The 21,372-nt window shown below is 54.9% G+C and carries 17 protein-coding genes and 1 tRNA gene; 7 read left to right on the top strand and 11 right to left on the bottom strand.

Annotated features, from left to right (window positions below):
- Positions 1–86: 86 nt before the first annotated feature.
- Positions 87–1,436, top strand: a complete 1,350-nt coding sequence (gene glmU / locus Q0W94_RS03605) for a bifunctional UDP-N-acetylglucosamine diphosphorylase/glucosamine-1-phosphate N-acetyltransferase GlmU (protein WP_297761252.1) — start codon at positions 87–89, stop codon at positions 1,434–1,436.
- On the opposite strand, the gene Q0W94_RS03600 is transcribed toward glmU, so the two are convergent.
- The 7 genes from Q0W94_RS03600 to Q0W94_RS03570 form a co-directional block, all read right to left on the bottom strand.
- Positions 1,433–1,765 carry a hypothetical protein gene (locus Q0W94_RS03600; RefSeq protein ID WP_297761249.1) on the bottom strand — a complete coding sequence of 111 codons (333 nt, stop codon included), beginning with the start codon at positions 1,763–1,765 and terminating at the stop codon, positions 1,433–1,435. The genes glmU and Q0W94_RS03600 overlap by 4 nt on opposite strands.
- Before the next feature lie 71 nt (positions 1,766–1,836).
- Positions 1,837–1,908, bottom strand: a tRNA-Val gene (locus Q0W94_RS03595).
- A gap of 51 nt (positions 1,909–1,959) precedes the next feature.
- Positions 1,960–2,661: an orotidine-5'-phosphate decarboxylase gene (gene pyrF, locus Q0W94_RS03590; RefSeq protein WP_297761246.1), complete on the bottom strand. Its 702-nt coding sequence runs from the start codon at positions 2,659–2,661 to the stop codon at positions 1,960–1,962.
- A gap of 27 nt (positions 2,662–2,688) precedes the next feature.
- Positions 2,689–3,285, bottom strand: coding sequence for a DUF3611 family protein (locus Q0W94_RS03585; protein ID WP_297761242.1), 597 nt, complete (start codon positions 3,283–3,285; stop codon positions 2,689–2,691).
- A gap of 28 nt (positions 3,286–3,313) precedes the next feature.
- Positions 3,314–4,150: a sulfurtransferase gene (locus Q0W94_RS03580; protein WP_297761239.1), complete on the bottom strand. Its 837-nt coding sequence runs from the start codon at positions 4,148–4,150 to the stop codon at positions 3,314–3,316.
- Between the two features lie 6 nt (positions 4,151–4,156).
- Positions 4,157–5,308 (bottom strand): NAD-dependent epimerase/dehydratase family protein, encoded by a 1,152-nt coding sequence (locus Q0W94_RS03575; RefSeq protein ID WP_297761236.1) that lies wholly within the window; start codon positions 5,306–5,308, stop codon positions 4,157–4,159.
- Between the two features lie 93 nt (positions 5,309–5,401).
- The gene (locus Q0W94_RS03570) at positions 5,402–6,415 is read right to left on the bottom strand and encodes a hypothetical protein (protein WP_297761233.1); all 1,014 of its coding nucleotides are present in this window, start codon (positions 6,413–6,415) and stop codon (positions 5,402–5,404) included.
- A 305-nt stretch (positions 6,416–6,720) separates the two neighbouring features.
- On the opposite strand from Q0W94_RS03570, the gene Q0W94_RS03565 reads away from it, so the two are divergent.
- The 4 genes from Q0W94_RS03565 (at position 6,721) to purN (ending at position 12,283) form a co-directional block, all read left to right on the top strand.
- On the top strand, positions 6,721–8,397 hold the full coding sequence (locus Q0W94_RS03565; protein WP_297761230.1) for a DUF3685 domain-containing protein: 1,677 nt from the start codon (positions 6,721–6,723) through the stop codon (positions 8,395–8,397).
- A 178-nt stretch (positions 8,398–8,575) separates the two neighbouring features.
- On the top strand, positions 8,576–10,330 hold the full coding sequence (locus Q0W94_RS03560) for an iron uptake porin (protein WP_297761227.1): 1,755 nt from the start codon (positions 8,576–8,578) through the stop codon (positions 10,328–10,330).
- A gap of 89 nt (positions 10,331–10,419) precedes the next feature.
- On the top strand, positions 10,420–11,655 hold the full coding sequence (locus tag Q0W94_RS03555) for a S41 family peptidase (protein WP_297761224.1): 1,236 nt from the start codon (positions 10,420–10,422) through the stop codon (positions 11,653–11,655).
- A complete protein-coding gene (gene purN / locus Q0W94_RS03550) occupies positions 11,645–12,283 on the top strand; it encodes a phosphoribosylglycinamide formyltransferase (RefSeq protein ID WP_315863096.1) in 639 nt (212 codons plus the stop codon). Before Q0W94_RS03555 ends, purN begins: the two co-directional genes overlap by 11 nt.
- On the opposite strand, the gene Q0W94_RS03545 is transcribed toward purN, so the two are convergent.
- Positions 12,280–13,446 (bottom strand): aminotransferase class V-fold PLP-dependent enzyme, encoded by a 1,167-nt coding sequence (locus tag Q0W94_RS03545; RefSeq protein WP_297761218.1) that lies wholly within the window; start codon positions 13,444–13,446, stop codon positions 12,280–12,282. The two genes, purN and Q0W94_RS03545, sit on opposite strands and share 4 nt — an antisense overlap.
- Positions 13,447–13,595: 149 nt before the next feature.
- Here Q0W94_RS03545 and Q0W94_RS03540 point away from each other — a divergent pair, with 149 nt between their 5' ends.
- Positions 13,596–14,258 carry a hypothetical protein gene (locus Q0W94_RS03540; protein WP_297761214.1) on the top strand — a complete coding sequence of 221 codons (663 nt, stop codon included), beginning with the start codon at positions 13,596–13,598 and terminating at the stop codon, positions 14,256–14,258.
- Positions 14,259–14,339: 81 nt separating this feature from the next.
- Here the strand turns inward: Q0W94_RS03540 and ruvX are convergent, their stop codons facing one another.
- Positions 14,340–14,795, bottom strand: a complete 456-nt coding sequence (gene ruvX / locus Q0W94_RS03535; protein WP_297761211.1) for a Holliday junction resolvase RuvX — start codon at positions 14,793–14,795, stop codon at positions 14,340–14,342.
- 90 nt (positions 14,796–14,885) lie between these two features.
- Here ruvX and ileS point away from each other — a divergent pair, with 90 nt between their 5' ends.
- Positions 14,886–17,810 carry an isoleucine--tRNA ligase gene (gene ileS, locus Q0W94_RS03530; protein ID WP_297761208.1) on the top strand — a complete coding sequence of 975 codons (2,925 nt, stop codon included), beginning with the start codon at positions 14,886–14,888 and terminating at the stop codon, positions 17,808–17,810.
- On the opposite strand, the gene Q0W94_RS03525 is transcribed toward ileS, so the two are convergent.
- Both Q0W94_RS03525 and carB read right to left on the bottom strand, forming a co-directional pair.
- The gene (locus Q0W94_RS03525; protein WP_297761205.1) at positions 17,794–18,027 is read right to left on the bottom strand and encodes a DUF370 domain-containing protein; all 234 of its coding nucleotides are present in this window, start codon (positions 18,025–18,027) and stop codon (positions 17,794–17,796) included. The genes ileS and Q0W94_RS03525 overlap by 17 nt on opposite strands.
- Positions 18,021–21,323 carry a carbamoyl-phosphate synthase large subunit gene (gene carB, locus Q0W94_RS03520; RefSeq protein ID WP_297761202.1) on the bottom strand — a complete coding sequence of 1,101 codons (3,303 nt, stop codon included), beginning with the start codon at positions 21,321–21,323 and terminating at the stop codon, positions 18,021–18,023. The genes Q0W94_RS03525 and carB overlap by 7 nt, the downstream gene beginning before the upstream one ends.
- Positions 21,324–21,372 lie beyond the last annotated feature (49 nt).

Below are 21,372 nucleotides of genomic sequence, written 5' to 3'. Positions count from 1 at the left end.
CAATTGTGCATGGCGCTGATGCTGGGCTGCTTCCCCCCAGGAGTGCTAGTTCGCCATCCCTTTGCTCATTGAGGCACAACAAATCCATGGTCATTGTGGCAGTCTTAGCGGCAGGACGAGGCACACGGATGAAATCCTCACTGCCAAAAGTTCTCCATCCCCTAGGTGGGCGATCGCTGGTGGGCTGGGTTTTGCACCAAGTTCAATCGCTGCAACCGCAACGGCAGTTTGTGATCATTGGCTATGGGGGAGACGCTGTCCGTGCTGCTTTAGCGGATCGGCCCGACGTGGAATTTGTCGAACAGCGGGAACAGTTGGGAACAGGTCATGCTGTGCAGCAGCTTTTGCCCTACCTCAAGGACTATGAAGGCCATCTTTTGGTGCTCAATGGCGATGTGCCCCTATTGCGTGGCCAAACACTGGCACACTTGCTTGCAGTTCACCAGAAACACAACAATGCGGCCACCATTTTAACGGCACAAATTCCCAACCCCCAAGGCTATGGCCGCGTGATTTGCGACAGTCAGAATATGCTGAAGCAAATTATTGAGGATCGTGACTGCACCACCGCCCAAAAGCAAAACCGCCGCATTAATGCTGGGGTGTATTGTTTCCATTGGCCCCAACTCGCTGCTGTGTTGCCCCATCTCCAGTCCAATAATGATCAGCAGGAATACTACCTCACCGATGCCGTCAATGCCCTAAGTCCCGTGATGGCGGTGGACGTGGAAGACTATGAGGAGATTTTGGGCGTCAACGATCGCGTGCAGTTGGCAACAGCCTATCAAGTGCTCCAAAATCGAATCAAAAAAGCTTGGATGCAAGCGGGGGTGACCCTAATTGATCCGGCCAGTATCACGATTGAGGATACCGTTGAGCTCGCACCGGATGTGGTGATTGAACCCCAAACTCACCTGCGCGGCCAAACCCGTATTGGCAGTGGCAGCATTATTGGCCCTGGCACCTTGATTGAAAATAGTGTCATTGGCGAACGGGTAACCGCTCGCTATGCGGTGATTAGCGACAGTGAGATTGGCGAGGATACCCAAGTGGGGCCTTTTGCCCACATCCGCCAGCAAAGCGTGGTTGCCGATCACTGTCGCATTGGCAATTTTGTGGAGCTCAAAAAAGCGCAGTTGGGCAGTGACACCAAGGCGTCCCATTTGTCCTATCTGGGGGATGCCACCTTGGGCGATCGCGTCAATATCGGGGCAGGCACAATCACCGCCAACTACGATGGTGTCCGCAAACACCCCACCCATATTGGTAGCGGCACCAAGACAGGGGCTAACACTGTTTTAGTGGCGCCCGTGACCCTTGGTGAGAATGTCACAGTAGCGGCGGGTTCGACAGTGACAGAAGATGTACCGGATAACGCCCTTGTCATTGCCCGCTGTCGTCAAGTGGTCAAACCCAACTGGGAACCCAAAGCTTAGCCCACCCCACAGCAGGGTTCAATGCCCAGTCGCCGCAGGAGCAGATCACTCACCGCATTGGCGACCGCAAACTCGCTGTAGAAGCTTTGGGAAAAATCAAACTCTTGCAACTCCGTAACCAAGGCCAAGAGAATGCCCCCAAGATCGTGCTCCCCTTCCAACCGCTGACGGCGGTACACTTGAGCCGCTCGCTGGGCGATCGCCAGATTCACAGCTTCCGGTAAATACTCGGTATTGAGCCAGTTGAGAAGGGCTGCCTCCAGCCATTCCGCATCCGCAGTGCAGTCACCACAGGGGGGAAGCTGAATCGGCGGAATTGGGGTACCCATGGCACAGTCCTCAACCCATCTAGTGAAGTTCAATGCAGTTCATCTTATAACGTGCAACTGGCAACGAACAATGGGCGATACTGGATTCGAACCAGTGACCCCTTCCGTGTGAAGGAAGTGCGCTACCACTGTGCTAATCGCCCTAGTTCAGTAGCTTTTAATTATATCTTGATTTACAGGCTTTTGTAAATCGCTTAAACAAGGCTGCAGCAAATTTCATCAAAGGCGGCGGCGGGATCCGCTGCTTGTAAAATCGGGCGGCCAATGACAAGGTAAGAGGCACCGGCAGCAAAGGCGGCATGAGGCGTCAGCGATCGCGCTTGATCTCCCGTTGCGCTGCCAAGGGGGCGAATCCCCGGACAAATTCTCAAGAAATCCTCTCCCCAGCGTTGTTTTACCCGTGCGGCTTCCTGCGGTGAGCAGACAATGCCCGCCAGTCCTGCTTGATGGGCAAGATTAGCCATGCGCTCTACATAGGTGGCCGGATCAAGGGGAATTTGGAGTTCCTGCTGCAGGGTGTCTGCGCCAATGCTGGTGAGCAATGTGACACCGATGAGTTGAGTGGCACTTTCCCCGAGAGCTGCCTGAGCACTTTTCAGACCGACTAAGCCAGTGGCAGTGTGGATGGTTACAAAGTCCACGCCATAGGGGGCGATCGCTCGTGCGGCGGCTGCTACCGTATTGGGAATATCATGAAGCTTGAGATCGAGAAAGATACGCTTCCCCTGATCCTTGAGGACATCAAGAATAATCGGCCCACTGGCACAAAAGAGTTCTAACCCCACTTTCCAAAATTGCACTTGGGGCAGCCTGTGGATAGTGGCGATCGCTGCCTCCAAATTGGGCACATCCAACGCCACAATAATTTTGCCGGCAACCGCCTCTTGAGAATTCAACAAGTCTCGTGGATCTCCTCAGACAATTCACACTGGACGGCGCACACAGCGCAACAACCACAGGGCCACAATAATACCCGTCAACTGAGCAGCAATCGTGTTCACCTTCGCCTGAATCACAAAAATCTCCAACGGCTCAATCAATACATTAGTGGCATAGACCGCTGCCCCCTGGGGAATGGAAAGCACCTTGAGTAATAACATCCCTACATTCCACTCTGCGGCGGCCACAGTAAAAATCATGCCGGCGATATTTACCCACAGACCAATATTCAAACTGCGGAGCACGTGCTCCTTGGTCGGGCGTTTTTCTGGATCATCCAAGCGTCGGCCCAGTTGCGGATAGCGATAGCAGCAGTAAATACTCACACCTAAAAACACTAGACCAATAATCGCCAACACTAAGCCCAGTGTGGGACTGTTCATGCCGTTTTGCGGACGATTGATATTAAATTGGCGGCTAAAGATAACAATAATAATAATCAACAGCGAGACAAAGCCAAGGACCACCTGGATCCAAAAACCAATCCAGCCAAAGCGTTGCAGTTCACGGCCAAGACGGTGGAGAGGTTGGGTAGGACCTCGATGGGACGGCGGCGGGGCATTACCGGGAAGACGTTCCATAGCCAAGTGAGGAAGAGGGCTTAGGCTATCATAGCGAAGGGTTGTCAGGTGCCGTCAAATAGGAACACCAATCGCTCCAACTGCCTGCATAGAGCTTGGTTTGATGCAGGCTAGCGATCGCCAGCCCCAAAATGTCCACGCAGGCCGTCACCCCCGATCCACAATAGACAATAATTTGCTCAGCCCCAGCCAAGGGCTGCCAGTGGGCTTGCAGTTCCGCAACCGATTTGAGTCGCCCCTGCGCATTGGTGATGGCCTGCCATGGATAGTTTACCGCTCCGGGAATATGACCCGCTATCGGATCAATGGGTTCAATTTCACCGCGATAGCGCCGCGGTTCGCGGGCATCCACAATCACCGTCTGAGGGTCGCCTTGAGCAGCCATCACAGCAGCACGATCCACCACCCACTCAGGATGCGGACGGGGCTTAAAGTTGCCCTGCCGCGGAGGGGGAACCTCAGCGGTTGTCGGGTAGCCGGCTGCAACATAGGCGCCATAGCCGCCATCGAGGACTGCTGCGCGATCGTGCCCCAACCAGCGCAAGAGCCACCAGCAGCGAGCAGCATAGGCAAAGCGCGAATCATCATAGGCCACCACTAGTGTTTCGGGGGTCACCCCCATTTGGTTGAGCCGTGTGGCCAACTGTTGCGGATCCGGTAAGGGATGGCGCCCCCCATGGCGCTGCCGCGGGCTCGATAAATCCCGCTCTAGGTCGAGATAGTAGGCACCGGGAATGTGGGCTTGAGCATAGTCCTGCTGTCCCCGCTGGGGGTCCATAAGGTCAAAGCGGCAGTCCACAATCACAAGGGTTGGATCTGCCAAATGCTCAGCCAACCAAGACGCCGTTACAGCATAGGGAGTCATCACAGCTTAGGCGCGCCACTTCACTTTCGGGAGAATGTGGTTAACATCCACCCGGTCTTTGTATTTGATGGCAAAGTTCAAAAGTGAGTCAAGGAGGGAATCCGACAAATAGTGGGGTTGTAGTCCCAAATCCAGCAGTTTGGTGTTTTTGGCATTGAAGTAGTGTTCTTCCTTCTCAACCCGTGGGTTTTCCAGGTGTTGGATTTCCACCTTGAGGCCAAGGGCTTTCCCCGCTTCTTGGACTTTGTGGGCAAGGTCACCAACACTAAACTGTTCGGTGAATTGGTTAAGGACGCGGAATTCACCCGGCGCTGCTGGATTGTTAATGGCCAACTCAATGCAACGCACCGTATCGCGAATGTCCAAGAAGCCGCGAGTTTGCCCCCCCTTACCATAAACCGTCAGGGGATGGCCAATGGCAGCTTGAATGCAGAAGCGATTGAGGGCGGTGCCAAAGATACCGTCGTAGTCAAGGCGGTTAATCAACAGTTCATCCATGCCCGTTTCTTCGGTGAGGACGCCATAGACCACCCCTTGGTTCAAATCGGTGGCTCGCAAGCCCCAAGTGCGGCAGGCAAAGTGGATGTTGTGACTATCGTGAACTTTACTGAGGTGATAGAAGCTGCCGGGCTGCTTGGGGTAGGGCAATGTATCTTTGCGACCATTGTGTTCAATGGTGATGTAGCCCTCTTCAATGTCAATGTTGGGGGTGCCGTATTCACCCATCGTGCCCAGTTTGACAAGATGGCAGTCCGGGTTGTGGGTATGGATGGCGTACAGCAGGTTGAGGGTGCCAACAACGTTATTGACTTGGGTGAAGACGGCGTGTTCACGATCAATCATGGAGTAAGGGGCGGAGCGCTGTTCACCAAAGTGGACAATTGCCTCAGGCTGAAACTCGAGCATGGCGCGCTCAAGGAAGTGATAGTTACAAATATCGCCAATATAAAGACTAATCTTTTTGCCAGTGAGATCCTGCCAGCGTTGCAGACGGTGCTGAATGGGGGCGATCGGCGTCAGGGTTTCCACACAAAGTTCAGCATCCCAATGCCGCCGAATGAGGCTATCCAAAATTGCAACATCATGACCCCGATTGGAAAGGTACAGGGCTGTTGCCCAGCCGCAATAACCATCACCGCCAATTACAAGGACTCTCATGCTCACCGTGCTCAAATCAGTAACTACTCCGCCAGCCATAACATGGCTTCCATACCACGTTACCAGTAATGGGGACGCCGTTGATCCACTGACTTAGAATTCAGGGGGAGAATTGGGACCACGAGTTTCACCCTCAGAAAAGATATGTACTTTAACGGTTTGTCCCGCCAAGTCAATTTGCACGATATCGCCAGAGAGGAAATCCAGGGCCTCTAATAGCGCCTGTAATTGCGGCGTGCTGGCACCCGATTCTTGGTAAAGGCGATCGCTCAAATGACTGACACGCTGCCAGGTGGTATAGAGGCGGGCAATTGCGCTTTCCAGTTGTGCAGCTTGCTGGAGGAGAGCCACCACGGTTTGGAGCTGCCCTAGACGCTGGGCTTCAATCAGGACTTGCTCAAGATCAATGGGTTGACCCCTGAGGGCTTGGATTTGGGGGGCAGTTTCCAGGTAGCGACTGAGGTGGCGAGCGGTGGCAGTAATTTCCTTAACCGTTTCTAGGCGGGGGTCGCTAGCCAGGGCCTGGGAGAGTTCCTGCTGCTGCTGGGGGGGAAGCTTTTCTAACTCTTTAACCAAGGGGGCGACGTAGCGGGGGGCAAGGGTGCGATCGCTGGCCTTTTGGCGCACCACGGGCGGCAATACCTCGGCGTGGAGGGCGGTCCATTCCTCCTGCAGTTGGCGAACTTCGCGGTGGGTAATGCGATCGCCGCCGGCGGCCGCTTCTGTAATCAGGGCCTGAACCTGGGGATCGGCGGCGGCTGTCGCCAAAAAGGCGCGTTTACTAAAGCGCGAGAGGGCTGCCGCAGGCAGGGGATGCACCTTGAGTAGCTCATCGGCGCGATCGGCCAACTGGATCAAAGCAGAGGCACGGCGCTTGGTCACCCCCTGTTCTTGGAGCCACTGCCGAAAGCCAATGCCCCGCTCATCTCCTTGACGGCGATAGCGATCGCGGACCGCCCGTAAAATTTGGCCGCGCCAAATCTCCGTTTGCAGGTCAAAACGCTCACACACCTGCCATGCCTGGCGCACCTGTTGGAGAAATTCCGCCTCAGAAAGAGGGGCATCTGCCCCAGGAATGGGCAGCGTAAACTCAGCAGTTGGCTCCATGGTTAGCGAACCCCACAGCCCTAGCAGTATAGCCTATCGCAGACCGTGGAGATAGCCATCCTGCCTAGTGAGTGCTTAGGATTGAACTATTGCCTTGCAGGGAACCACGCTAGCTATGCTATTGGAGACAGGGGTTAGACATCTCACCTTATCTCACCTTAGAAGCCGACGCAGCCCAAAAACCGGCTAGCATGCAATACCCTCCGGTCTGGTCGGGTGTCTGTGACAATTGTTACGGCGCAGCTAGTCGGTCAATATCTGGATCGTCCTTCCGCTAACCCCAACCAAGTCCTACCCAAACGCCCATGACCGCTGTCACTGCTGATGCCTCCGTTCATTTTGGCCTAATGATTGTTGAAGGGGAAGATGTTGTCCGTCTTGGCCTTTGGACAGGCATCCGACAGCAGTTGGGAATTGAGCCGCTGGTCTTTCACGATAGCCACGGCCTGATCACATATCTGGAAAACACACCTCTCAATGAGGAACGCGCGCCTTGGATTGTTCTCTGTGATGCCCAACTCACGGTCAATGATGCCACTACTCCCTGGCTGTGGCAGTGGTTGAAGCAGCACTATCCTGCCCTGCGAATCATTCTCACCATTCGACCTGCCGCCCTCGAGTTGGTCTCCCTTGCTCACCAGGCGGGTGTCGAAGGCCTTTACCATCGCAATACAGCGCTGAGTGAGCTGTTGGCGGGAATTCTGGCCATTGCCCAAGGGGAAATCGTTCACACAGTAACGCCCCCGAAGCCGCCTTTGAGTGTGCTGTTTCCCAATCCCTGGGATCGTTGGCGGTATCAGGTTCTGCAGCAGGGACTGGCGGAAATGGAGGCATGGTTACAGGCGTTGGATCAGCATCTAGGTCGGGCGAGCCTGTCGCCCCTGGAACGGCTTGTGTGTGAAGGTCGCCATCGAGAAATTCGTGCTGCCCGCTGGTTGGTGTCCCGTTTCCTGCCACAGCCGAGTCAAACACCCCCTAGGCCGGTGGTGTCCCCTGGGCGGCCGCAAATTGAAATCATTTCCCAACTGGTGGATCGCTGCTTACAGCGGCTGCAGTCGGATCTGTTGAACCTAACATCGCAGCCTTTGGAGCTAGAGGTGCTCATCCTCCAACAGCGGCGGGAACTGCTCTACACTATCCTGCGGCAGTGGGATCTGCTGGTGCGCACTTTACAAGCGACACCGCCCACTATTGAATTTCTGCACCAGCGGGGCAACCCCCTACTACAAGACCTGTGGGAGCAGAGCCTGCGGGAGTTTTTTCGTCCCTATCGTTTTGCCCTCGGCAGTGACGCCGACCTCATTGAGCAATTGCTCATAGAAAGGGAAACCGTGGTCAGCATGTATCTGAAGCGGATCCCCTTCGTAGCCGAGATGCTGGCTCATTTACTGGTGCAACAGCCCCTCACCCTCCATCAGCAGACCTACCGCTATGGCACCGCTGCCGCCTTCGAGATCCTCGATGCCCTGTTGGATCATTGGTTGCTCACAGTGGCCAATGGGATTGTGTATCCACTACTAAATCGGTGCTGCTACAGCGAGGTTGTGCAGCAAACCTTCTTTCAGCCGCAATTTGCTTCCATACGAGAACTGGAGCGCTTTCGCAATGCCCTCTCTTGGCACTACCGCTGGCAGTGCTGGGTCAAGGAACCCCAAAACATCTTTGAAAGTCGGCTGGTATTGCTGCGGCTGACACAGCGGGGCATTCAGGAACTGGCGCTGACCGTGCCGCGCCAACAGGAGCTACTGCAATTGGAGGGGATTCCCTACGCCCTCACCTTAGCCTTGGAAGCTCGCGATGCCTTGGCGCCGCCAGTGCGGGCAGTGGTCGCTTGGCTAGGTAGAGGAGTCGTCTATCTCTTGACGCAAGTGATTGGCCGTGGCTTGGGACTCATTGGTCGCGGAATTTTACAGAGCATCGGCCAATCGGTGGCCACTGGCTGGAATCGTTCGGAAGCGCCAAGAACTTCATCCAAGCCCTAAAAATTAAACGACTCTTAACCTTCAGACAACCTCTCACTCAAGAGCACACTGCTAAACTACAAAGCGTAAAGGGTTGTTTCCCGCGATAGGAAATAATCGTCCTCAAGCTGCTAGTGTGACTTGAAGGGCCAGGAATTGCTTTACCCACGAGTGTAAGGAGTGGAAGGAGTCAAGTGTTATGTCCCGCTATTTTTCGAGGTTGTTTTTCACCTCTCCGCTGTTGCTATTAGGAATCGTTGCTGGCTCGGCGACAGCCGCTGATACTCCTACAACCAACGTCAGCACAGCTCAGTTACCAACCCCAGGGGAGAGGACGGAATCGACAGGCACCCCATGGGTTGCCCAAGGCCGCCGCTCCGATATGTCTGTGCCTGCAGTAGCGGCCCTGGAAGAAGGAACCGGCAGCACACCCCAAGGGATGGGGCAAGTGACCTCTGTCAGCCAACTGTCGGATGTGCGCCCCACTGATTGGGCCTACCAAGCCCTGGCGTCACTGGTAGAGAAATATGGCTGTATTGCCGGCTATCCCGATGGCACCTTCCGGGGTAATCGGGCGGCCACGCGCTACGAAATGGCTGCGGCCTTGAACGCCTGCTTGGATGTAATCAGCGATCGCTTTGCCACCAAGGAAGACCTTGCCACCCTGCAGCGCCTGATGGATGAGTTCAAGGCTGAACTGGCGACCCTGCGCGGTCGGGTAGATAAGCTGGAGGCTCGTACTGCGCAGTTGGAAGCACGGCAATTTGCGACCCTCACAAAACTCAATGCCACGGTCATTTTCAACATTTCAGATGTGTTGACCCCAGACACGGCGGCACTACGTCCTGGTGCTCCTGGGCCTGCACCAAATGCTCCAACCAACCCCGTTGCCAACACACGGGTACGCCTGAACTTTGATACCAGCTTCTACGGCAAAGACCGTCTGCGGTTGCGGTTGCAGGCAGCTAATATTACTCCCTACTCACAAGTGATGCTCACTAACATGGGCCGCCTTAGCTACGATGGCAACAACAATAACGCATTCGAGCTACAAAAGGCATTCTACAGCTTCCCAGTCACCTCTCGGGGTCAGATGATCCTTGACTTTGTTGGGGGTGAGTTCAACGATAACATCAACAACTTCAATCCCTTCCTGCAATCCAGTGACACCGGTGCCCTGTCTCGCTTTGGTCGCTTTAACCCCATCTACCGCGCAGGCAACGCTGCCAATGCGGCGGGCGTGACCTTTAAGTACAACGTTCTACAAAACAAAGAGCGCGGTACGGGCGTTACCCTTAACGTGGGCTACCTTGCCCCAAATGCAAATAATCCCGATCCAACCCTTAACAATGGTTTGAATGGCTTCTTTGACGGTGCCTATGCGGCTCTGGCGCAGGTGGATGTTCAACCCATTAAGAATTTAGCCCTCGGGGTCACCTACGTCCACTCCTACGGTTTAGATCCCTTTGGGGGTACAGGGAGTTCGCTTGCGCGCTCTGCAGCGAATCCTCTTAATCTTGGTATTGGTGTGGCTGCTCAGGCGGCTGATTCAGTGGGTTTCCAGTTTACCTACCGGCCGATTAAGCAGTTGAATCTGGCAGGCTGGGCTGGCTACGCCAACGTCTATCAGGTGCGACTGGCAGGACCACGGCGCGAAGCGGAGATCGTCAACTGGGCTATTACCTTTGCTTCGCCAGACCTCTGGCGCAAGGGTGACTTGGCGGGCTTGGTCTTTGGTCAGCCGCCGCAGCTCATTAGTATTACCAATGTCCCGGGTGTTCCTGGAGAAAGCTACACTCGCTTTAACTCCTATCACCTAGAGGGCTTTTACCGCTTTGCCGTCTCCAAGAATATCTCGGTGACGCCGGGGGTCATTGCCATCTTTAACCCCAACAGCAACGCAAATAACGATGCCATTGTTGTGGGTGCTATCCGCACGACGTTTAGCTTCTAGTGCCCTCTCCTTTCCCCCTCCCCGTGAGGGGGATTTTTTTATGGGGCAACGATAGAATAGGGGCGAGGCGTTTTAGATGGATTTGGCGGGTGAAACACTGGGCACTTCTGGGAGTGGGTGTTGCGCTATTGGGAATGTCGCCAGCGCTGGCGGGCACTTCTACGCTTAAGGATGCCCCCAAGGCCTTGGTGGATGAGGCATGGCAAATTATCTATAGAAGCTATCTAGATCGCAGCTTTAATCGTCTTGACTGGCAGGCCCTGCGTCAGGAATTGCTCTCCCAATCCTATGGCGATCGCCAGGCTGCCTATCGGGTGATTCAGCAAACCCTTGTCCGTCTCAATGATCCCTATACCCGCTTTCTGCCCCCTCAAGAGTACCGTCAATTGCTCCTGCAAACCCAAGGCCAGCAGGTGGATGTGGGGCTTGCCCTCGGGGAGTCGGGAGAACTCTTTCGCATTCAGGCCATTCAACCGGGGTCGGTGGCCGCTAAGGCCAATCTAAAGGTGGGGGATGAAATTCTAGCCATCAATGGTCGTAGTAGCGATCGCTTGACATTGGAGCGGGCCACATTGATGCTGCGGGGGCCGGCGGGCAGTAAGTTGCATCTCCTGGTGCGCCGTGAGGGCAGGCCCCAACCCTTTAGTGTTGAACTGACGCGCGCTGGCGAGATTCCCCGCACCGTGCATTTTCAAATCCTCAACCCTCCCCGTGTGGGCTACATCCGCCTCAGTGGTTTTAATAGCCGCTCCCAACAACAGATGCAAGAGGCGATCGCAATCCTGCAACGGGAGAAGGTGCAAGGCTTCATCCTGGATTTGCGCCATAATCCGGGCGGACTGCTCGAAGCCGGGATTGAAATTAGCCGCCAATGGCTGGATGCTGGGGTGATCGTGCGCATTCAACAAAACCAGCGGGAAGAGACGATTCGTGCCCGCCAACGTGCCTTGACTCAGTTGCCCCTTGTGGTTTTAGTGAATCGGGCCTCCGCCAGTGCCAGTGAAATTTTGGCGGGTGCTTTGCAGGATCAGGGGCGGGCAGTGGTTGTGGGCACGCCTACATTTGGTAAGGTGCGCGTCCAAGCGGTTCATGAACTGGGGGATGGGTCTGCCCTCCTGGTGACGGTGGCGCGCTATCTGACGCCCAAGGGTCGGGATATTACAGGGGCGGGCATCACTCCTGATGTGCTGGTGACGGTCGATCCTAGTAGTGATTTGGAATTGCGCCTCAATCCTAACTTGGTGGCACGACCTACGGATCCAATGGTGGCCAAGGCTTTAGAATTATTGAGCAGCAAAATCCGTCATGCCCATCATGTCGAGTGAGGCTCTTGTTGTGCCAGCGGCACCCGAAAATACCCCCCCTTGCCGCCCCCTGCGATTGGGAGTGTTGGCCTCCGGGAGTGGCTCCAATTTTGCTGCCCTTGCGGCGGCGATCGCCGCTGGTGAACTAGCTGCCCAGATTCAAGTGTTGATTTACAACAATCCCAACGCCTTTGTGGCCGAGCGCGCAAAACAGTGGCAAATTCCTAGCGTTCTCCTTAACCATCGCCACTACCCCGACCGTGAAAGTCTGGATGCCGCCATCGTCGAAACCCTCAAGGCCCATGCAGTAGAGTGGGTGGTCATGGCCGGTTGGATGCGTATTGTTACACCGGTACTGCTGAATGCCTATCCTCAGCGGGTGATTAACCTACATCCTAGTTTGCTGCCCAGTTTTCGCGGGCTGCATGCCGTTGAGCAGGCCCTTGCTGCCGGCGTCAAGATTACGGGCTGTACGGTACATCTGGTGGCGGAGGAAGTGGATAGTGGGCCAATTTTGGTTCAGGCAGCGGTGCCCGTTTTTCCCGATGATACCCCTGCAACCCTCCATGCCCGCATTCAAGTCCAGGAGCATCGCATTCTCAAGCAGGCGATCGCTATGATTGCGGCACAGCAGGGGCACAGAGACTAGGGATTTGCCTGCATCCACTGCTTGAGGGCACTCACCAGGCGATCGCACTCCTGCGGCAGCGTAAAGTAATGGACACAGGCACGCACCGAGGGAGGATAGAGCAATTCCCGCACCAAGATATTCGCTGCCTCAAGGTCTTGTACCAATTGGCGATGCTGACCATTGGCCAGCTGAAAGGCTACCAAGCCGGACGGTGGTGGCACAGGACTAAGACAGGTCAAACCCACCATACCCCGTAACTGGTGCCAGAGGTGATGGCTGAGCTGACAAATGCGCTCATATCGCCCTTGGGGGGTCCCCCATTGATCATGCACCCGCAGGGCAGTAATTAGCCCCGGTACCAAGGAAAAGGCGGTTGTGGCCACCTCAAAGCGACTGGCATCCTCCTTCCAGCCCGCCGGTTGGGCATCACGGGTCTGATGAATGCTGCGCCAGCCAATAAAGGTGGGTTCCAATGGGGCTAGGCGATCGCGCCGAATATAGAGCCCTCCTAGTCCCGCGGGGCCACAGCACCACTTGTGTCCCGTAAAGGCATAATAGTCCACCCCCAAGGCTGGTAAATCTAGGGGCACCATCCCCACTGTTTGGGCGCCATCCGCCAAGACCTGGATGCCGCGACGGTGGCAAACGTCAACAATCCTCTCCAAGGGCAAAAGTTTCCCTGTATTCCACAGCAAGTGACTGAGGACGACCAAGCGGGTGCGGGGGTGGAGTTGGGCTTCAATGGCGGCTACTTCATCGTCACACCACGGCCAAAAGGCGACCCGATCCACAACCACCCCCAATCGCCGCGCCAATTGCTCGGTAATCGCCACTACCCCCGGATGCTCACAGTTGGAAATCAGCAAATGATCCCCTGCCTGCCAGTTGATGCCCCAGAGAACAATGTTGCAGCCAGTGGTGACCGAATCCGTGAGGGCAATGGTTTCTGGAGTTGTTCCCAAAAGCTGTGCCAGTGCGGCGCGCAGGGTGTGCAGTTGTTGACTCAGCCACGGAAAGACGCGATTGGCAAAGGGACCCTGTTCTTGGATGTGGCGATCGCTCTGGATAATGGCCTGCCAGGTGTCTTGGTGCAGCGGCCCTTGACCCCCATAGTTGAGGTAGATCTTATTCAGTAGGGCAGGGTAGGTGTCATGATAGGCGCGCAGTGTCTCTAGGTCCATTGAGAGTTATTTCAAAGAAAAGTGATAGATAGATGCTACCGCAAAGGATTTAAGATAAAAGATGTTTCCTCAGTCCCCTTTTCATTTCCTCACTCAAGCTGCGCAGCTTTCAAGCAAGGCCCAGTAAATTTAGTCCCATCAATCAAGCAATGACAAAGGCATACACCCCTGAAGATGTTTGGCGATTATTAGGGGAGCTGTTAGAAGCTCAAAAGGAAACCGAACGTCGCTTTCAAGAAACGGAACGCCGCTTTCAAGAAACCGAACGCCGCTTTCAAGAAACGGATCGGCGATTTCAAGAAACAGACCGGCGATTTCAGGAGACTGACCGACGTTTCCAAAAAACGGAGCAATTGCTGCGGGAAGAGGCTCGTCAACTCAACCAGCAACTGGGAAAACTGGGCAATCGGCTTGGAGAATTCGTGGAATGGCAGGTACGACCCGCGGTACTACGTTTATTTCAAAGTCGAGGGATTGCCGTCTCTCAACTTTACAGCGATGTCATTCTGCAAGATGGCAACGAGAGTTTAGAAGTTGATCTGCTGGTGGTCAATACAGATGAAGCGGTTCTCGTCGAGGTAAAAACGAAACTGAGCCAAGGGGATGTGGATGAGCATCTAGAGCGCATTGCCAAATTTCGTCGTTTGGCTCACCAGTATCGCGGCACCAGACTCTTGGGAGCAGTGGCGGGGATGATTGTGCCACCTGAGGTAGCTCGCTATGCCTATCGGCAGGGTTTGTTTGTATTGGCACAGTCGGGAGACGGGGTGGTGATTCTCAATGATCCGCACTTTCGACCCCGTGCATGGTAGCTGAGTTGTGGATCATGCCCAGTAATTTGGGAATACACAAATTAATAAAATAAATTAATTATCAAATAAATTAATTATCAGTTATCGCGGCGGGTCCGCGGGGGGCAGTGTTGATCTTTCGCTTTGCAAGCGGGCATCGAGCCACTGTTGCAAAATCAAGGCAGCCGCAATTTGATCCACTAAATCCTTGTGCTGACGGGGCGATCGCCGGCGTTGTTTAAGGATTTCCTCCGCTTGAAAGGAGGTAAGGCGCTCATCTACGTATTCCACCGGCAAATTTAAGGCCGCGCCAATTTTTTCCGCCAAATGCTGCACCTGGCGGGCTTGGGAACCCAATTGACCATCAAGGGTGTAGGGCAAGCCCACAATTAACTTTTCCACCCCTCGCTCTTGGCAAATCTGCCGCAGCTGTGCCACATCACTGGCAAAATTGCGGCGATAAATTGTTGTAATGCCCGTGGCCAACTGCCCCAGGCGATCGCACCCAGCCACACCAATACGCTTGCGCCCCAGATCCAAACCGAGAACGGAAATCATCCTTGAGTGAATCAGAACAGTTCCCCTACAATTGAATCCATTGCCCAGTTTTTCTTGCCCTGAAACGATCATACGCCGCTGTACCCACCCATGACTGATGCAACCCCCGACTACAAAGACACTGTCAACTTGCCGCAAACCACGTTTGAAATGCGGGCAAATGCAGCGACACGGGAGCCCCAATTGCAGGCCTTTTGGGCACAGCACCAAATCTATGAAACCCTCCAGCAAACCAATCCGGGCGAAGTCTTTATCCTCCACGATGGCCCCCCCTACGCCAATGGCGCTCTGCACATTGGCCATGCCCTCAATAAAATTCTCAAGGACATCATCAACAAGTACCAACTCCTACGGGGACGCAAAGTTCACTACCGCCCCGGCTGGGACTGCCACGGCCTACCCATTGAACTCAAGGTGCTGCAACACCTGAAACCGGAACAGCGGGCTCAGCTAACGCCCCTCACTCTGCGCCAACAGGCCAAGGAATTTGCCCTCAAAACCGTCGCCGAACAAAAGCAGAGCTTCCAGCGCTATGGGGTTTGGGGCGACTGGGCGCACCCCTATCTGACACTTACCCCCGACTATGAGGCCGCCCAAATTGGTGTCTTTGGTGAAATGGTGCTGCGGGGCTATATCTATCGCGGCCTGAAACCGGTGCACTGGAGTCCCAGCTCAAAAACTGCCCTTGCCGAGGCCGAGCTGGAATATCCCGAAGGTCACACCTCCCGCAGTCTCTACGCCGCCTTTGAGGTGATTGAGCTACCCCAGGGGCTAGCCAAGGCTTGGTACAACGCCCTAGGGAAATTGGGGGTTGCCATCTGGACAACAACGCCTTGGACGATTCCTGCCAACTTGGCTGTGAGTGTCAATCCCGATCTCACCTATGCCCTTGTGGAGGTGAAGCCCAGTGGCCGCTACAAGTATTTAATTGTGGCCAAGGAGCTTGTAGAGCGGCTGAGTCATACCCTTGGTCACACCCTAACGGTGGTGACCACTGCCAAAGGGGCTGACCTGGAAAACACACGCTATCGCCATCCCCTCTTTGAACGCGAGGGCAAGATTGTGATTGGGGGTGACTATGTGACCACAGAATCGGGCACCGGTCTAGTGCACACCGCCCCCGGTCACGGCTTAGAGGACTATGCCGTCGGTCAGCGCTATGGTTTGCCCATCCTATCACCCGTGGATGAGAATGGTTGCTTTACGGCGGAAGCAGGACCATTTGCCGGTCTCAATGTTCTCCAGGAAGGCAATGAAGCGGTCATTGCGGCGTTGCAAGGGTGTGGGGCGCTCCTGAAGGAGGAACCCTATGTGCATAAGTATCCCTATGACTGGCGGACAAAGAAACCCACTATCTTCCGCGCCACGGAGCAGTGGTTTGCTTCCGTTGAGGGCTTTCGGGATGCGGCACTCAGGGCGATCGCTGCGGTGAAGTGGATTCCTGCCCAAGGGGAAAACCGTATTACGGCAATGGTGGCGGAGCGGTCCGATTGGTGTATCTCGCGGCAGCGCAGTTGGGGCGTGCCCATCCCCGTCTTTTATGACAAAGAAACCGGGGAACCCCTGCTCACGGCAGAAACCATTGCCCATGTGCAAGCCATTATTCGCGATCGCGGGTCCGATGCTTGGTGGGAACTCTCCGTTGCGGAATTGCTTCCCGAATCCCTGCGCGATCAAGCGGATCGCTACGAAAAGGGCACCGACACCATGGATGTCTGGTTTGACTCTGGATCTTCTTGGGCAGCGGTTCTCGGCGATCAGCAGGCAGATCTCTACCTCGAAGGCTCCGATCAGCACCGCGGCTGGTTTCAATCCTCACTGCTGACACGGGTGGCCGTCAAGGGCCAAGCCCCCTATAAGGCGGTGCTCACCCACGGCTTTGTTCTTGATGAGCAGGGGCGAAAAATGAGCAAGTCCCTCGGCAATGTCACGGATCCCCGCGAAGTGATTGAGGGGGGCAAAGACCAAAAGCAAGCCCCTGCCTACGGTGCCGATGTGCTGCGCCTGTGGGTTTCCTCGGTGGACTATACCGATGATGTGCCCATTGGCAAAAACATGCTCAAGCAGTTGGCGGACGTCTATCGCAAGATTCGTAACACGGCTCGCTTTCTCCTAGGGAATCTCCACGACTTTAACCCCGATCAGGATGCCATTCCCTATGCTCAACTGCCGGCCTTGGATCGCTATATGCTGCATCGACTGCACGAAGTCTTTAGTGAAGTGACGGCGGCCTTTGATAGCTTTCAGTTCTATCGCTTTTTCCAAACTATTCAAAATCTTTGTGTTGTTGATCTTTCGAACTTTTATCTCGATATTGCCAAGGATCGGTTGTACATCAGTGCCGCCACGAGCGATCGCCGCCGCAGTTGTCAAACCGTACTTGCCATTGCCGTTCAAAACTTAGCCCGTGCCATTGCCCCAGTGCTCCCCCACTTAGCCGAGGATATTTGGCAGCATTTACCCTTCAAAACCCCCTATCTTTCAGTGTTTCAAAGCGGTTGGGTACAGCTTCCGGCCCAGTGGCGCGATCCGGAGCTAGCTAATGAGTGGCAACACCTGCGGCAATTGCGTCTCGAAGTGAACAAGGTGCTCGAAAAAGCCCGCACCGAAAAGCTGATTGGCTCTTCCCTGGAGGCAAAAGTGTGGCTCTACATTGCCGACTCTGAATGGCGCGATCGCCTGGCGCAGATGAATCCCAATGATGCCCTCAGGGGTAATGGGGTGGATGAACTGCGCTATCTCTTCTTGGTGTCTCAGGTGGAGCTGATGCCGCAACGACAAGCGGTGGACGTGCCCTATGTTCTTGAAGCGGAGGGGCTATGGATTGGCGTTGGCCATGCCCAAGGTCAGAAATGCGTCCGCTGCTGGAATTATTCTGAAAGTGTGGGACAATCCGCCTTGCATCCCCAGTTGTGCGATCGTTGTGAAAGCGGCCCTGCAAGGGAAATTTTAGATGATCAGCTTTCGCTAGGGGGACGTTGCCCCTTTCACACCGTGGTTAGGCGAGTGAACTGAGGCGTGCCACTAGGGTTTCAGGATGTAGGGCAGAAAGGACAATCATCTCGCCATCCAGCACCAGCACAGCACGGGTTCGCCGGCCGTGGGTGGCATCAATGAGATGATGGTGCTGCCGTGCCTCAAGAATCAGGCGTTTGATCGGGGCAGAGTCAGGACTCACGATCGCCAGCAGGCGCTGCGGTGAGACGTAATTGCCAAAACCAATGTTTAGCATTCTGCCCGATGGTAGTCTTGAAGGGCCCGTACCCCTAGGGTTGAGGTTTGCAGGGTTTTAATGGCGGCAGCTGTCGCCTTCGCACCGGCGATCGTTGTCACAATCGGAATTTTATAGGCAAGGGCAGTGCGACGAATCAATTGGGCATCGGTACGGGCTTCTTGACCGGAGGGTGTATTCAGAATCAGGTGAATTTGCCCGTTTTTAATGGCATCGAGGACATGGGGACGCCCTTCATGGAGCTTGAGGATGAGGTCTATATTGCTCAGCCCTGCCTCAAGCAAGGCATTGCGGGTTCCTTCAGTGGCCATAATCCGAAAGCCAAGCGACTGCAACGCCTGCACCACGGGCACAATTGCCGCTTTGTCGCGATCGCTCATCGACACAAAAACGGTTCCTTGCAAAGGTAACCTTTGATTGGCCGCCAGTTGGGACTTGGCATAGGCCGCCCCAAAGGTCATATCAATCCCCATGGCCTCACCCGTGGAGCGCATCTCTGGCCCTAGCACCGTATCGGTACCAGGAAATTTTTCAAAGGGGAGCACAGCTTCCTTGACAGCGACATGGTTGGGAATCTTCTCATTGAGGAAATTGAGTTCCGCGAGGGTTTTCCCTGACATCAGCCGAGCAGCAACTTTAGCCAGGGGAATACCAATCGCCTTCGAGACAAAGGGCACCGTCCGAGAGGCCCGCGGGTTGGCCTCCAAAATATAGACTTGTTCCCCTTGTACTGCCAACTGCAGGTTCATCAGCCCCACCACTTTGAGCGCCTTAGCAAGGGCAATACTCCAGGTGCGAATGGTCTCCAAAACCGCAGGAGACAGCGATTGGGTGGGCAAGCTACAGGCAGAATCCCCAGAGTGAATCCCGGCTTGCTCGATGTGTTCCATAATCCCACCAATCACGACGCTGCCCGTTGCATCGGCAATGGCATCCACATCTACTTCAATTGCATTTTCCAGATACTTATCAATGAGGATGGGTCGCTCTGGCTCCACCTGCACCGCTGCGTTCATATAGCGTTCCAGTTCTCCATTGGAATAGACAATTTCCATCGCCCGACCACCAAGCACATAACTGGGGCGCACTACCACTGGATAGCCAATCCGCTGGGCAATGCTCAGGGCTTCGGCATAACTGCGAGCAGTGCCGTTGGGGGGTTGGGGAATGTTGAGCTCCCGCAAAATTTTCTCGAAACGTTCGCGGTCTTCAGCAATATCAATGGAGTCAGGTGAAGTGCCCCAGATTTGGGTCCCGAGGCGATCGCCCTGCTGTTCAAGGTACCGTTGCAAGGGTAACGCCAGCTTGAGGGGGGTTTGACCGCCAAACTGAATAATGATGCCGACGGGGCGCTCCACTTCAATAATGTTGAGGACATCTTCCTTGGTCAGGGGTTCAAAGTAGAGGCGATCGCTGGTGTCGTAGTCAGTAGAAACCGTTTCAGGGTTGGAGTTGACCATGATGGTTTCATAGTCATCGGCCCGCAGGGCGTAGGCAGCATGGCAGCAGCAGTAATCAAATTCAATTCCTTGGCCAATGCGGTTTGGCCCTGAGCCAAGAATCATCACCCGCGGCTTGCGGGGGGGCCGCACTTCCGATTCGGGAGGCAGCAATTCAACATCGCCGCTATCGGGGTTAATTTGCTCCAGAGGTCGCTCGTAGGTGGAGTAGTAGTAGGGAGTATAGGCCTCAAACTCGGCAGCACAGGTGTCTACAGTTTTATAGACGGGAACAACACCCAGGGATTGGCGATAGGCCCGCACCTGATCGTCGGTGGTTTTCGTAGCGTAGGCAATTTGGGCATCACTAAAGCCCTGTTGCTTGATCCGCCAGAGATCATCGGCCGTGAGTTGCTCCAGTTTGCTGCGCTTAAGGAATTTTTCTGTTTCTAGGAGTCCCTGCATCTGCCGCAAAAACCAGGGATCAATGGCCGTTAGTTCATAAACTTCCTCAACGGTCATCCCCAAGAGGAAGGCGTGGCGAATGGCAAAGATACGCTCTGGATTTGGCGTGCGCAGTTTCCCCCGCAGTTGCTCAAGGCTAGGGAGTTTTTCGGGGCGATCGCACCCCCAGCCGGCTCGACCTGTTTCCAGCGATCGCAGGGCTTTTTGCAGAGACTCTTGGAAGGTGCGGCCAATGGCCATGGCTTCACCCACCGACTTCATTTGGGTAGTGAGGACGGGCGGCGAGCCGGGAAACTTTTCAAAGGCAAAGCGGGGAATTTTGGTCACCACATAGTCAATCGTGGGTTCAAAACTGGCGGGAGTTTTTTGGGTAATGTCGTTGGGGATTTCCGGCAGCGTATAGCCCACAGCCAATTTTGCGGCGATTTTGGCAATGGGAAAGCCTGTTGCCTTTGAGGCCAGGGCCGAAGAACGGGACACACGGGGATTCATTTCAATGACGATCACTTCCCCAGTTTCGGGGTTAACGGCAAACTGAATGTTCGAGCCGCCGGTCTCTACACCAATTTCACGAATAATTTTGATGGCGGCATCCCGCAGCCGCTGGTATTCTTTGTCCGTCAGGGTTTGGGCCGGGGCGACGGTGATCGAGTCGCCGGTGTGGATGCCCATGGGGTCGAGGTTCTCAATGGAGCAGATGATGACCACGTTATCGGCCATGTCGCGCATCACTTCTAGCTCGTATTCTTTCCAGCCAATGAGGGACTGCTCAATGAGAATTTGCGAGACCGGACTGGCATCGAGACCGGCAGCGGCAATGTCTTCAAATTCCTCTTGGTTGTAGGCAATGCCACCCCCAGTGCCCCCTAGGGTAAAGGCCGGTCGAATAATCAGGGGATAAACCCCAATCTCTTGGGCGATCGCCCGCGCCTCCTCGAGGGTATTGGCCAAGCCCGACGGACACACCGCCACACCAATGCGCTGCATGGCCTCCTTAAAGAGCTTGCGGTCCTCAGCCATCTCAATAGCGGACAATTTGGCGCCAATCAACTCCACCCCATAGCGATCCAGCACTCCCGATTTTGATAGGGCCACCGCTAAGTTCAGCGCCGTTTGTCCGCCCATTGTGGGCAGCAGGGCATCGGGGCGTTCGGCAGCAATTACCTTTTCCACTATTTCTGGCGTCAGCGGTTCAATGTAGGTGCGATCGGCGATCTCGGGATCCGTCATGATGGTGGCGGGGTTGGAGTTAATCAGGACCACCTTGTACCCTTCCTCGCGCAATGCCTTACAGGCTTGGGTGCCCGAATAGTCAAATTCACAGGCTTGACCAATCACAATAGGACCCGAGCCAATGATGAGAATTTTTGAAATATCAGTACGACGAGGCATAGGGACAGTGCAGCCAACCAGTTTGAATGACACCTTCCCTATCCTACAC

It is taken from the genome of Thermosynechococcus sp. (assembly GCF_025999095.1).
In the GTDB taxonomy this organism is placed as follows: domain Bacteria; phylum Cyanobacteriota; class Cyanobacteriia; order Thermosynechococcales; family Thermosynechococcaceae; genus Thermosynechococcus.
Note: the sequence above shows the minus strand (reverse complement) of the source record. Positions and strands in the feature narration are given on the sequence as shown.